This window comes from Deltaproteobacteria bacterium IMCC39524 (genome assembly GCA_029667085.1).
Lineage (GTDB): Bacteria > Desulfobacterota > Desulfuromonadia > Desulfuromonadales > BM103 > M0040.
On record JARUHJ010000001.1, the window covers coordinates 451513 to 464876 of the forward strand.

General features: G+C 46.1%; 11 protein-coding genes and 1 tRNA gene. 9 read left to right on the forward strand and 3 right to left on the reverse strand.

Going from position 1 to position 13364, the window contains the following annotated elements:
• The first annotated feature begins 77 nt into the window (after positions 1 to 77).
• The 3 genes from P9J64_02130 (at position 78) to P9J64_02140 (ending at position 1665) form a co-directional block, all read left to right on the forward strand.
• Positions 78 to 1061, forward strand: coding sequence for a sigma-70 family RNA polymerase sigma factor (locus tag P9J64_02130; protein MDG5467115.1), 984 nt, complete (start codon positions 78 to 80; stop codon positions 1059 to 1061).
• Complete coding sequence (locus P9J64_02135) at positions 1061 to 1576, forward strand: adenine phosphoribosyltransferase (protein MDG5467116.1); 516 nt, start codon at positions 1061 to 1063, stop codon at positions 1574 to 1576. The genes P9J64_02130 and P9J64_02135 overlap by 1 nt, the downstream gene beginning before the upstream one ends.
• Positions 1577 to 1588: 12 nt before the next feature.
• A tRNA-Arg gene (locus tag P9J64_02140) sits at positions 1589 to 1665 on the forward strand.
• Between the two features lie 447 nt (positions 1666 to 2112).
• Here the strand turns inward: P9J64_02140 and P9J64_02145 are convergent.
• On the reverse strand, positions 2113 to 4599 hold the full coding sequence (locus tag P9J64_02145) for a response regulator (GenBank protein MDG5467117.1): 2487 nt from the start codon (positions 4597 to 4599) through the stop codon (positions 2113 to 2115).
• A 263-nt stretch (positions 4600 to 4862) separates the two neighbouring features.
• Between P9J64_02145 and P9J64_02150 the strand changes: the two genes are divergently transcribed.
• Positions 4863 to 7115 (forward strand): ABC transporter substrate binding protein, encoded by a 2253-nt coding sequence (locus P9J64_02150; protein MDG5467118.1) that lies wholly within the window; start codon positions 4863 to 4865, stop codon positions 7113 to 7115.
• A 14-nt stretch (positions 7116 to 7129) separates the two neighbouring features.
• Here the strand turns inward: P9J64_02150 and P9J64_02155 are convergent, their stop codons facing one another.
• The gene (locus P9J64_02155; GenBank protein MDG5467119.1) at positions 7130 to 7255 is read right to left on the reverse strand and encodes a hypothetical protein; all 126 of its coding nucleotides are present in this window, start codon (positions 7253 to 7255) and stop codon (positions 7130 to 7132) included.
• A 391-nt stretch (positions 7256 to 7646) separates the two neighbouring features.
• Between P9J64_02155 and P9J64_02160 the strand changes: the two genes are divergently transcribed.
• Both P9J64_02160 and larA read left to right on the forward strand, forming a co-directional pair.
• Entirely contained in the window at positions 7647 to 8195 is a 549-nt protein-coding gene (locus tag P9J64_02160) for a CDP-alcohol phosphatidyltransferase family protein (GenBank protein ID MDG5467120.1), read from the forward strand.
• A complete protein-coding gene (larA, locus tag P9J64_02165) occupies positions 8192 to 9514 on the forward strand; it encodes a nickel-dependent lactate racemase (protein MDG5467121.1) in 1323 nt (440 codons plus the stop codon). Before P9J64_02160 ends, larA begins: the two co-directional genes overlap by 4 nt.
• A 131-nt stretch (positions 9515 to 9645) precedes the next feature.
• On the opposite strand, the gene P9J64_02170 is transcribed toward larA, so the two are convergent.
• Positions 9646 to 10032 carry a response regulator gene (locus P9J64_02170; GenBank protein ID MDG5467122.1) on the reverse strand — a complete coding sequence of 129 codons (387 nt, stop codon included), beginning with the start codon at positions 10030 to 10032 and terminating at the stop codon, positions 9646 to 9648.
• 300 nt (positions 10033 to 10332) lie between these two features.
• Between P9J64_02170 and P9J64_02175 the strand changes: the two genes are divergently transcribed.
• From P9J64_02175 to P9J64_02185, 3 genes are all read left to right on the forward strand, one after another.
• A complete protein-coding gene (locus tag P9J64_02175) occupies positions 10333 to 11820 on the forward strand; it encodes a PAS domain S-box protein (protein ID MDG5467123.1) in 1488 nt (495 codons plus the stop codon).
• A gap of 15 nt (positions 11821 to 11835) precedes the next feature.
• On the forward strand, positions 11836 to 12249 hold the full coding sequence (locus P9J64_02180; protein ID MDG5467124.1) for a response regulator: 414 nt from the start codon (positions 11836 to 11838) through the stop codon (positions 12247 to 12249).
• A gap of 333 nt (positions 12250 to 12582) precedes the next feature.
• Positions 12583 to 13356 (forward strand): electron transfer flavoprotein subunit beta/FixA family protein, encoded by a 774-nt coding sequence (locus tag P9J64_02185; protein ID MDG5467125.1) that lies wholly within the window; start codon positions 12583 to 12585, stop codon positions 13354 to 13356.
• Positions 13357 to 13364 lie beyond the last annotated feature (8 nt).

The following is a 13364-nucleotide window of genomic DNA, read 5'->3' on the forward strand; positions in this document are numbered from 1 at the left end:
GAAAGTAACTTCAGTGACCGCTGTTACCATGCCCAAATCAAGAGCCACATAACCCCTGTGCAGAAAGAGTTCGTGTTATGAATGATGCCATGCAGGACAGTGAAAAAGTAGAGATCGAGGACGAAGCCCAGAAAACGTCTCTTCTGGTAGAAGTTGAGCCCGATTCTGCCGCTCTTGCCGCTGTAGAGCGCGAAGAGAAAGAGAAAGAGACAACGGAAGACTACGAAGACTTTGCGATGGATGCGATCAAGCTCTATCTCAAAGATATTCAGAAAACCAACTTGTTGACCGCTGAAGAGGAGAGGGCACTGGCACGTCGAATTGACGATGGAGACATGGCTGCTCGTGATCGTATGATCGAGTCGAACCTCCGTCTGGTCGTCAAGATTGCCAAACGCTACATGAATCGTGGCTTGCCTTTCCTTGATTTGATCGAAGAGGGCAACCTTGGCCTGATCAAAGCCGTTGAGCGGTTCAAGCTCAGTAAAGAGTGCCGTTTCTCGACTTATGCAACCTGGTGGATTCGTCAATCAATCGAGCGTGCTCTGGTTAATCAGAGTCGAACGATTCGCTTGCCTGTGCATGTATCGGACGATATCAACAAGCTGATCAAGATTACCCGCGAGTTAGTTCGTGTCTATAATCGCGAGCCGCAAATTAAAGAAGTTGCCGAAGCTATGGGTGTTGAGCCTGCCTATGTCCGCCGGCTCATGGTGCTGCTCAAGAAGACCTTTTCTATAGAACACCCTATGGGTGAAAACAGCGACTACAGCCTGATCGATACGATCGAGGATACCACCGTCGTCAATCCGCTCGAACTAGCAGAGTGGCTCAACAAGTACAAGATCATCGCCGACCTCCTGGCGACCCTCAATGATAATGAAAAAGAGATCATTGCTCTGCGTTTCGGTCTGGATGACCGTGATCCGCAAACGCTGGATACCATTGGTCGCCAGTTTGGTGTGACCCGGGAACGTATCCGACAGATTGAAGCAAAGAGCCTTGAAAAGCTAAGGACTCTCCTGGCAGAGCGCGACCCATCTGCAAACGAGGATAAATAATGGAAGAACTGAAAAGTATTATTCGCGACATCCCCGACTTCCCCAAGAAAGGGATTATCTTTAAAGACATCACGACCCTGCTTTCTGATGCGCGCAGTTTTCATCGCATGATCGATCTCATTGCTCATCGGTATGTCGGTAAGAAAGTCGATCAAATCGTCGGTGTCGAGGCCCGTGGTTTTGTTTTGGGCTCCGCTCTGGCTTACAAGCTTGGGGTCGGTGTTACACTGGTTAGAAAGCCTGGAAAGTTGCCTTCCAAGGTACGACAAATCACCTATGACCTTGAGTATGGAACCGATACTCTCGAGATCCATGAAGATGCATTTAACAAAGGGGATAAGGTTATTATTGCCGACGATCTGTTGGCGACTGGTGGTACGGTTTCAGCCGTTGTGAAGCTCGTAGAAGAGCTCGGTGCCGAAGTTGTCGAGTGTGCCTTTATGGCAGAGTTGGACTTCCTTGAAGGGCGCAAGCGTCTACCGGAAGGGAAGGTTTACAGCCTCCTCAATTTCTGAAAACAGGTATGTGGCCCCGTAGCTCAGCTGGATAGAGCAACCGCCTCCTAAGCGGTAGGCCAGGCGTTCGAATCGCCTCGGGGCCGCCAATAATAACAGCCACTTAGTGTTTATTCGCTGGGTGGCTGTTTTTTTTATTGTTTAAGCTACCTTTGTGCTGCTCGCTACTCTATAACTCTTGTCGCCTATAATGACATAACAAGCGTGACAAGAAACGCCTGACAGCGCGACAACAGGGCAAGGGCCTGTCATATGATTGGAACCTACCGTAAAAACTTAACACACAAGAATTCGTAAGCTGTCAGAAAAGACCCACCCCGGCTTCCGTTTTGAAACGAAGACAAGTGTATGAGTACTTACCCACTCACATACAGTTTTGTGCTTTTTCACTATGGCGGAGCAAAGCAGAAGCTCTCTGGGATGTCTGATAAATCTTAAGGTCATGTAGGAATCAGTTTTAAAAGAAAGCCCTGCCCCAGAGAAGCGGAGAAAGACTAAATTTTACTGGGAATAGTGATTTACAAGAAAGATTACTACTATGATTCCAGCTCGTTGTCTGTTAACCACTTGTTGACAGTCTCCTCAAGAGCGGCGCCCCGAAAAGGCTTGGAAAGACAATCATTCATACCCACCTCTAAGCAATCGTTTAAAATCCGACTGTCTACATGTGCCGTTAATGCAACGATGGGCACTGTGTTACCCCTTTCCCTTAATTGGCGAGTAGCCTCAATTCCATCCATTTCCGGCATGTTGCAATCCATCAAAACAAGACCATAGCTTTTGCTCATGGCCATTTCAAGAGCCTCTTGACCTGATGTTGCTTCGTCAATTTCAAAACCCAGGGGGGTAAGGTTACAGCGAACCAATTCGCGGGTGACAGCATAGTCATCTGCAATCAAGATTCGTCCACGCTGAATAGTCGTGTGTTCTGGTGAAGCGATCGGAGCTTTCCACTGTGAACGGTCTATCTGCCCATCTGAGTCTGGCCGGTCTTTCTGATCATCTGCCAGCAGAAATGAAAACAGCACACGAAAAACGCTTCCCTTCCCAAGATGACTCTCAACTTCAATTCTGCCATCCATAAGTTCTAAAAGTTGCCGAACAATTGCCAACCCCAAACCGGCTCCGCCGGATTTGCGGTCTATCGAACTGTCTACTTGAGTAAAAGGTTCAAATATCTCTTCTAGATCCTCGGTATTGATACCAATGCCAGTATCTTTTACCTCCAAGGTGCAAAGCCTCGCAAAATCGCCAATCGGTGACATTTCAAGGACAACATTGACTTCTCCCTGTGAGGTGAACTTGATAGCGTTATTGATCAAGTTCAATAAAATCTGTCGCATCCTCAGCGGGTCGGCCATGACAGTACAATGCGCTGCTGGAGAAATCTGACATGTCAAAGACAGCCCTTTTTGCTTAGCTGATTCGGTAAGCAAAGTTGTGATTTCTTGGGTAATTTTAGAGAGGTTTACGGGGGCTTGCCGCAAAGTCAGATTGTTCGACTCTATTTTTGAAAAATCAAGAATATCGCTGATAAGATTCAGTAAAATTTCACCTGAATTTTGCACCGTGTCCGCCAGGTGTCTTTGTTCCTCGGTCAGAGGCGTGTTTAGCAGAAGCTCATTCATTCCGAGCACCCCGACCAGCGGGGTTCTCAATTCATGAGTCATATTGGCAAGAAAAACTGATTTAGCCTGATTTGCGGCTTCAGCCTTCTTTTTGGCTAACTCAAGTAAAATTATGGATTCATTTAATTCTGCCGTCCTTTCGGAAACTGTATGTTCGAGATATTTCTTATGGTCTCCAAGTTTATGCTCACGCACTTCAATTTGCGTAAGCATGTTATTAAAGCCATCAACCAGCTGACCAATTTCATCGTTGGAGGTCAGTTGACTGCGCAAGGAATAGTTGCCTGTCGTGGAAACATCACGCATTGTTGCAGCCAGTTGCAATACCGGGTTTGAAATTTTACGGATAAAAAAGAAGGTCGCTGCGAACCCGATCAAAAAAATCACGACCACCAGTATGCCCAACCTCCACTGTAAGAGAGTAACGGGTTCAGTGAGAGCGGCTTTTGGGATTGCGACAACAGTATAAAAGTCAAAAAGTTTTGAATAAGAGGCATATACGAGTAACGTATTAGGACCAGGAGATTTTTCTTCAATCAGGACAAATGAGGTGTCTCCGTCAACGGTTGGAGCCCGCGTGGCTTGCTCTACAATCCGCTGCTCCAGGTCTTCCAGTTGCGGCAGATAGGTGTCTAAAAAGCTTTGTTTGGGGAGAACCAGGCTCTGGAGTTGACGGTTAAATATAAAGGCGCTGCCATTTCCTGGCAGACGAATTTGGTTAAAACTGTTCTGAAGTCCCATCAGGACCTGTCTCTTCTTTTGTTCGGTGGCAATTGCTACAGCACCTAAATCGACCACCTGAACAAGGACCCAGTCCCAGGCAGAAAAATAATAAAACAAACCGAGTTGCTTGCTTTGTCCCTTTAAAGAGTCATTGAAAACAGTAAATTCTGCGTTTTTCCCGAAACGATCGGAGGAAACTTTTTCAACCACAGGACGTCCGAAGAGGTCCTTAATGTTCAATGCTGAAGTTCCTATGTGTTCTGGCTCGGAATGGCTGATGTACTGGCCTGAACGTTGAATAACCCACCAATCAACCTGCGAATCTTTCCGCGCTCGAGAGACCCAGTCAAGCGCAAGTTTTTTAGCGGCATCGTGATCCGATAAAGATTTTTTGAGTTGGTCAAAAGAGGCAATGGCCAATTTTGAGTTGCTGAGCAATATCTGCTTGCGCTGATCAACAGCCGCAATCTTGTCATTCAGTAACTGATTGTGTGTCTCGGCAACATTCAGGTCGACAAGTTGAAAAATATTACTAACAGACTTTTCTTCTGCATGGGTCAAAGCCGTACTGATCTCACGGCCGCCAAAATAAACAACCATAGTTGCACTCAGGCAGAAGATCACAAGTAAGCCTAGATAGGCTTTTGTTGTTAGACTTTTAATCCTAGACAAGCGGATTCTCCAAACACTCAAAGTTGCTATTTTATTATTGTTCATCAACCCAAGTAAAGGGTCTAAAACCGTCTCGATACAAACAAGCATTTTACGATCACGAATTCACTAATGTCTCCATCAACAAGGCTTGAACATAAAAAGTACACATAGTACTCTTTAATTCAGGATTTCTGCTCTAACTAGCCAGGGGATTATATTCAAAATTCATCCTCGCGCCATTTGCATCATGATTTTGCGATTGGTTTATTCAGGAGTGATACATGCAGTTTCACATCATTAAATCCGGGATAAAGACATTATTGATTTGCGCCATCATCCTGCTCGGCGTTTTTGATGCTGGTGCGAGAGAGTTCTCTGAGTTTCCCCAGCTTGAAGAGGGGAAGAAAATCCGTATCGGCTATCTCGAGGGAGGTCCTTTTCTTAACTATCACCAAAGCCTTGTCGCCTTCGTCAATGGTTTGGTTAAGTTCGGGTGGCTTAATGATCCTCATTTTCCTGAGTTCTCGAAGACACCAAACACAAGAGAGGTCTGGGAATGGCTTGTGACTCACACCAAAAGTGATTATCTGGTCTTCGTTAAAGATGGGTTCTACTCGAACAACTGGGACAAAAAGTTGCGCTCAGAAACAAGGCGAAAGGTCTTGAATCGACTTGATAAAAACCCGGACTTTGATTTTATGATCGCTATGGGGACCTGGGCCGGTCAAGATCTTGCGAACGAGAAGAACCAGGTACAAACCATGGTTTTTTCCTCAAGTGAGCCGGTCAAAGCGAAAATCGTTAAAGGTCCACAATATTCAGGCATCGATAATCTCCATGCGCGAACGGATCCCGCTCGATATGAACGTCAAATTCGCCTGTTCCAAGATCTCATTGGATTTCAAAAGCTCGGTGTTGCCTACGAAGACAGCCCCGACGGGAGAATCATTGCGGCAATCGACGACATCAGGAAAGTGAGTCAGGAGAGAGGCTTTGAGGTGTTCGAATGCTTTACCCTCAACACGACTCCTGACATTAAGAAAGCAAACGCCAGTGTCAGCAGATGTTACCGGGAACTGGCAGAAAAAGTAGACGCGCTTTATATCACCAACCAAACAGGGGTTAATGAAAAGAATATGCCAGAGTTGATAGCACCTTTGCTGGCCAAGGCAATACCAACATTTTCCCAGCCCGGGCCCAATATGGTCAAACGCGGCGCACTTATCGGTATTTCGCAACCCAATTTCAAACATGTTGGAGAGTTCCATGCTCAGACGGCCGGGAAGATCTTCAACGGCGCAAAGGCTGGCGATCTGCCGATGATTTTTGAAGATCCATCTAAGCTTTCAATTAATCTCGAGACTGCTAAAAGGGTGGGATATACTCCCTCAGTGGAAGTTCTGGTTGCCGCCGCCGAAGTCTTCAAAACCATCGCGCCAGCAAAGGGCTCAGAAGATTTCCCCCTTTCTCCAAGAACCAATAACGGCAAGAAATGGCGCATAGGCTATCTCCAGGGAGGGAGCTATAATTCCTACCAGAGGTCTCTTATCGCCCTCGTCGAAGGTTTAATGGATATGGGGTGGATAGAAAGGCAATCCATCCCGACGCAAGAAAACGACAAAGATACCGACAAGCTCTGGGCATGGATGGCTTCGGAGATAAAAAGCCATTACCTGGAATTCAGCGCCGACGCTTATTACGATTCCAAATGGGACAAGGAACAACGACCTCGAACAAAAGCCGAACTGATTGACCGCCTCAATACGAAAAAAGACCTTGACCTGATTCTTGCCCTGGGAACCTGGGCCGGGCAGGACCTGGCCAACAACCAGCACCACACGGCAACGTTAGTTGCTTCCACAACAGACCCCCTTGAGGGCAAGATCATCAAGAGCGTTGAGGATTCAGGTTATGACCACATCCACGCCAAGATAGATCCGACCCGGCACGAACGCCAGGTCAGGCTTTTTTATGATTTCTTTAAATTCAAGAAGCTCGGGGTCGCATTTGAAAACTCAGAAGCCGGTAGAGCAATCGGCGCCATTGGCAACATCGAGAAGATGAGCACTGAACTGGATTTTGACTTTGTCCCATGTTATGCAAACTTCAGTGATCTCTCTCAAGAGCAGGCAGAAGCAAATATTGCACAATGTTATACGGAGCTCGCTCCCAAAGTTGATGCCGTCTTTATCGCTCGTCATCCTGGGGTGTCACTGAAAAACCTGCCGAATATTATTGCCCCGCTGAACAAATATAAAACTCCTTCTTTTTCGCAAGGGTTATCTAATGAAGTTCAGCATGGCACACTATTAAGTATCTCTGTCGCCAATTTCTCCGGTATCGGGCACTTTTATGCAACAACCATAGCCAAGATATTCAATGGTGCCAAGCCAAGACAGTTAAATCAGATCTTTAAAAATCCACCCAAATTTGCCATCAACATGAAGACAGCAAAGACAATTGGTTACAATCCATCGGTTGAAATATTAAGTGCTGCCGATGAAATCTATCATGAAATTTCTGTAGCAGAGTAATACAGTGACATGAGTCAGTTTAAAGTGTCGACTGACTCTAAAGAAGCATTGACAACCTGAGCATCGAGCAGTTCAGTGGCGCCTCCACCTGCAGTCGCAATGACCAGGGTCGCTGGTTCAGGTCCTTTTGTCGTTTTCATAGACTTTCTCCTATGGCTTTTAGCCCTTCAGATGACTTGAAAAACACAAATGTTAGAAATCCTGATATTTAAAAATGGATTTTCTGGAAGTATAACTATCAGCAGAAAAGATGAGGTTTTTACTAAAAGTTCTCTCGCATTGATTTAAAGACTCCAGATTGGCCAATTTGCAAGATTCCTACTGACACTGACATTGAATAAAAAAGCCCCGAACTTGAGATTGGGGGCTTTTGTGTTTTACCCGGGCCGAGAAAAGCTAAACTGTCAGCCTTTTAGTTTGTCGCGTCCCTCGTTCCACATCCCGGATTTAACTCCACAATTGGAAAACCAATAAAATAAGGCATACTTAAAGAGTCTCGCCGAGCAGTCCCCCCTATTTGTGGAGGAGCAGGTGAATATCCCTAACGCGCTGAGTCTTTTACGGGTCTTTATGGTTGCGCCGTTTCTCGTCGCTGTCATCTATCGCCAATTTCCCCTTGCCCTGACAATCTTTGCCGTCGCCGGTTTCACTGATTTCCTCGATGGCTATCTCGCTCGTCACCTGAAGCAGAAGACCGTGCTGGGCACCTTTCTTGATCCGCTGGGAGACCGCCTGCTGAGTACTGTGGCCTTTATCTCTCTCAGCGTTCAAGGGCTTTTGCCGCCCTGGTTGGCAGTTACAGTGGTTGCTAAAGACCTTTACGTTGCTCTCGGCGCCGGCGCCCTGCATTTTTCTGGCAATCTTGCCATTGCCGTACCAAGTTTTTGGGGCAAGTTGTCAACCCTGCTTCAAATCGTCACCATCGGTTTCGCTTTGCTCGCCGCGTTCACTGCCATCAATACCCCTCTGCTTGATACACTCTTCATAGTAACCGGCCTGGTGACAGCCATTGCCTGCTTTCATTATGTTTGGTGCGGGGTTAAAGTTTTTTCGGAAAAGACTGAAATGGATGGGGAATGAAATTCGGAACTGCCGGAACGCGGGGCAGGAAGGGACAAAACATTATGCACATACGTCTTAAATATGGTGAGGAAGGTCTTGACCTAGAGTTTCCTGAAACGTCTAACTTTGTTGGTGTCCTTTATCCGCAGGACGCAGAGGTTATCCCTGTGCCAGAGGATGCTGTCCAGCAGTCTCTTTTAAGGCCGATTGAGTCCATACCTCTCAAAGCATTGGGCCGAGACAAAACTGATGCTGTCATTGTCATTAGTGATATAACACGGCCGGTACCGAATGCCCTGTTGCTTCCGATTATCATTCAGCAGCTGGAAGCGGCTGGCATTCCCTCCGCAAAGATCACAATCTTGATTGCCACCGGAATCCATCGGCCCAACGAGGGTAAAGAACTGGAGCGCCTTGTAGGCAAAGAGATCGCATCCTCCTACCGGATCATCAACCACTTCTCCAAAAACCAAGACGACATGGTTCTGGTTGGACATATCGGCAATGGGGTGCCGGCCCTGGTCAACAAGCATTACCTGGCGGCTGACCTGAAGATTTTGACCGGCTTCATCGAGCCGCATATGTGGGCTGGTTTCTCCGGCGGGCGCAAATCGATTCTGCCTGGAATCTCATCGGTGAAAACCTTGGAGTTCATGCATGGTCCCGAGATGGTGGCTCACCCACAGACTCGTTACGGTATCCTCAAAGGGAACCCCTTCCACGAAGCCGGTCTGGACATCATGGAACAAGCCGGGGCCGATTTCATCGTCAACGTCACTCTCGACACCAGCAAAAAAATCACCGGAGTTTTTTCCGGTCACCCGGTCAAGGCCCACCTTGAAGGGGTTGAATTTCTCTCTCGCCATTGTGTTCAGACTCTGGATGAACCTCTCGATTTTGTTGTGACCACAAATGCAGGGGCTCCACTTGATTGCAACCTGTATCAGACAGCAAAAGGGATTTCAGGCGTGGCAGGTGCGACACGCGAAGGTGGGGTAATCCTGATCGCCACTGAGTGTCTGGAAGGGTTTGGCAGCGAAGAGTACAGGGCGGTTTTTGAGCATGCCACCACACCACAGGCCTTTATTGAGAAGCTGATGAAGAAGGAATTCTTTCTCCCTGACCAATGGTGTGCCCAGGAAACTTACCAAGTGATGTTAAAGAAAGAAATCTGGGTACACACTCAGGGAATCGACTCCGACACGCTGAAGCGATTTCATTTTAAACCTGTCAAAAAAATAAATGAGGCTATTGCGGAATTACTAGACAGGTTCGGTCCGGATGCGCGCTGGGCGATTGTGCCGGATGGCCCTTTGCTGATTCTTAAGGTCGATTAAAGGGAGGGCTGAACCCAAATCTATCCCAAATATAGCGTTCAAAAAGACGGCTAATTTCGTTTCCTATGTCGTGACTTTTAAGAAACTTGTCTTGGCCTTGGAGCCTCTCATCAGGATCCCGATTATCCCGATTAAAACGACAGAAGAATAGTAGCCATGGCAATCAACCTTTTTTTGTCTGCTTTGGAAAAATAGGCTGCGCACCCGTGTTTTCGTGCTTCTTCCTTGCTGATTTTCTCTGTAGTCAGCAAAATTACTGGTGTGAATTTATTAGCCTTGTTCCTCTTTCGCACATAGTCAGCCAAATCAAAACCACTCATGCCTGGCATCAGTAAATCTGTGATGATCAAATCAAATTGATTACTAAAGCAGATACCTCCACGGATGGGGTCTTCCAGTATTTCAACAGCTTCTTCTCCTGATTCAGCAGTAATGACGTCATAGTCTTCAGCAAAATCATCAGATAACTGCGCAAGGACAACAGGGCTGTCATCAACAATTAAGATTCTTTTTTTCATAACTTTAATTTATCACCAAAAAGCTGAAAGTTTCTGTGACTCAGACTGAAAAGATTTTTCTAAACACCCCCATCATGGCTTTCGTCTTAGAGATCGTGACTTGAGAGAAATGGAGGCCTCACACTACAGGGAAACAAGCAAGGATTGATGGCCTTTGACATCATCGTTAATTCTTGTAAAGGTGTTAGTGTGTGATTTATAGTTAATAAGGCTTGGAAAATATCGACACTAATTAGCACGCAGGATATAGGCTCAATACAATAAAGCCCACTTTGATTATTCTACTGAAAGATCAATCAGTTGCCTGAAGACGATACGAAATACAGAATTTTTTTTGAAAACTCTGCCGATGCAATGCTCATCATAGAAAACGATGAGTTTGTAGATTGTAATTTTGCCGCCGTTTCGATGCTTGGCTACAACCAAAAAGAAGAACTGATCAATACGTCCCCATTTGAACTCTCTCCTAAGTTTCAACCGGACGGGCAATCGTCTTTCGACAAGGCAAATGAAATGATGCGATTAGCCCGAGAGAATGGGCGTCACCGTTTTGAGTGGGATCATCTTAGAAAGGATGGTTCGATCATTCCGGTGGAGGTTTCTCTTACAGTCATTGAGTCAGCTAGAGGAATTCAGTTACACACAGTATGGCGAGATAACACAGAAATAATTCAGAGAACAAATGCTTTAGCGAACAGCGAAAAAAATTACAGAGAGCTTTTTGAACAATCGCCAATAGGGCTCGCCTTATGCGCAATGGATGGGTCGCTTGTTTCAATTAATACTGCATATGCAAAAATCATTGGATACGATATTGATGAAGCTTTGGAGCTCACTTACTGGGAGATTACACCAGAAAAATATGCGGTTGAAGAGAAGTCGCAACTTGAAAAGCTCGAAAAAGAGGGACGCTATGGACCCTACGAAAAGGAATATCGACACAAAGATGGTCATTTAGTTGCCGTGCGCCTCAACGGAATGATAGTTGTTCGAAATAACCAAAAGTACATTTGGTCAAGTGTAGAAGATATTTCATCTTTAAAAGAAGCCGAGGAAAAAGCCCAACAGGTTCTAGTACGGACGGATCAAATGAAAACAGAATTCATTTCAACTGCAGCCCATGAGTTGCGAACACCTCTTAGTGCCATCATGGGTTTCGCAGAAATATTGATCGACGAGAACAATCAATGGGGGTTTTCTGAAGAACAAAAAATGGATTTCATTAAGGACATCTACGACAGAGGCGATTCTTTGAAAGGGATTATAGATGATCTGCTAGACATCAGTCGCATTGAAAGTGGACAGAGCATTGATCTGAAGCTTGAAGATACAAGAATCCACAACGTGGTCACAAAATCTGTAGACTTATTTAAAGCGCAAAACATGAAACACACCATTAAACTCAGCGTTGCTGAAGAAGTCGTTACGGAGTCTATGAATATAGACAGGCATCGGATCACCCAGGTCCTAGAAAATCTACTCAGCAATGCTGTCAAATATTCTCCTGAAGGGTCCACTGTCTCGGTAACATGCAAAAAAATCAATCATCACGTTGAGGTCAGCATTAATGACAATGGAATCGGAATGGCTGAGGGGGAGACCCTGAGAGTTTTTGATAAGTTTTACCGTGCAGATTCCAGTGCCACTGCTGTTGGTGGTTTAGGTTTAGGCATGAGCATAGCCAAGCAGATTATTGAGGCTCATAGTGGAAAGATTTGGGTGGATAGTATCAAAGGCAAAGGTTCAACATTTACATTCTCTCTGCCAGTGAAGACTGTAGATTCGTGACCAGGAGAAGTTCAGGTGAAAACAGCTCTTAGAATAATTATATTTGAGGACGACCCATCACTCACTAAGCTTCTCTTCCTAACCCTCACAAAGGAAGGTCATTCTGTTCAAACTTTTAACGATCCAACAGCTTGCCCCGTCTATAAAGACCATGAAAAAGAATGCCCGAAAGATAAAGCTTGCGCGGACGTGATTATTACTGACCTCATGATGCCAAATATGACAGGAATAGACTTCTTGTTACTGCAAAGAGAACGGGGATGTAAAGCGCAAGACCTTAATAAGGCTCTTATTTCAGGGGCTGCTCTGACAGAAGAAACAAAGAGAACAATCAATGAACTTGGGTGCAAATTCTTCAAGAAACCATTCAAAATTTCTGAGCTTATAGCTTGGGTCAATGAATGCGCGAAGAGAGTCCAACCTTTTTGATAACTACAGGTAAAGATTTCTTTCTCATACATGCTAAGAAAACGCCCCAGGAAACTCTGGGGCGTTTTACGTTCATCTATTTCTGCGCCTGTTCCCTTCGTTGGAACCGCAGGAATAAGAATCATTCAATTTATCCGACAGAACTCGTTGAATTTGCTATTCTTTAAGAGCTTGGTAAAGAGCTCGGAATTGCGGTTCGTTCAATCAGCAGGCTGCTCAGCCAGAATTGCTATGACGCGATTAACCGGTCTTTTTTCTGAAGCGAACGTACTGACAGGTATTTTGTGACTTCCTGTCTGCTTAATAAAGACTAAATCACTTGGGAGATGAACTATGAAAATTCTTGTCTGTGTGAAGCAAGTCCCGGATATGGAATCAAAATTCAAACTGAATACCGAGGGTAAATGGTACGACAACACAGACCTGGCCTGGCGAATGAATGAATACGACGAATACGCCGTCGAGCAGGCCGTGCAGTTGAAAGAGCAGGTCGGTGAGGCTGATGTCACTGTTCTCAGCATAGGTTCTGACCGCGTCAAGGAGCCAATGAAGAAAGCTCTGGCTATGGGCTGTGATCGCGGCGTTCATGTCGTTGATGAGGCCTCTTTCGCCAAAGACCCCTTTGAAATAGCCTCGATCATCGCCACCTTTGCCAAAGACAAGGGCTTTGACATGATCTTTACCGGCATGCAGTCTCAGGACCGCGGTAGCGCCCAGGTCGGCGTGCTGGTTGCCGAAATGCTTGGCCTGGCCAGTATCAGCACGATCGTCGAGTTTGCCTATGATAATGGTCAGGTCACTGTCCGCCGTGAACTCGAGGGTGGCCTCAAGGCGATTGTTAAAGCCAAGACACCGGCCCTGATGACCTGCCAACTTGGCTTGAACAAGCCGCGCTACCCAACCCTGCCGAACATCATGAAGGCCAAGAAGAAAGAGATGCTTACTCTGGAGGTTGCAACTCTATTGCAGGTCGACGCCGTGCAGGAGACGACCAGAATGTACTTCCCCGAGAAGAAGGGTGGCGGAATCGTCCTCGAAGGGGATGTCGGCAACATGGTCAACGAAATCATCACTATTCTTAAAGACAAAACCGGCGTGTTGGCCTAGGAGACATA

Coding starts and splice junctions, on each gene's coding strand:
- P9J64_02150 (MDG5467118.1), top strand. CDS start 4,863: ATGCAGTTTCACATCATTAAATCCGGGATAAAGACATTATTGATTTGC.
- P9J64_02135 (MDG5467116.1), top strand. CDS start 1,061: ATGGAAGAACTGAAAAGTATTATTCGCGACATCCCCGACTTCCCCAAG.
- P9J64_02130 (MDG5467115.1), top strand. CDS start 78: ATGAATGATGCCATGCAGGACAGTGAAAAAGTAGAGATCGAGGACGAA.
- P9J64_02155 (MDG5467119.1), bottom strand. CDS start 7,255: ATGAAAACGACAAAAGGACCTGAACCAGCGACCCTGGTCATTGCGACT.
- P9J64_02185 (MDG5467125.1), top strand. CDS start 12,583: ATGAAAATTCTTGTCTGTGTGAAGCAAGTCCCGGATATGGAATCAAAA.
- larA (MDG5467121.1), top strand. CDS start 8,192: ATGAAATTCGGAACTGCCGGAACGCGGGGCAGGAAGGGACAAAACATT.
- P9J64_02170 (MDG5467122.1), bottom strand. CDS start 10,032: ATGAAAAAAAGAATCTTAATTGTTGATGACAGCCCTGTTGTCCTTGCG.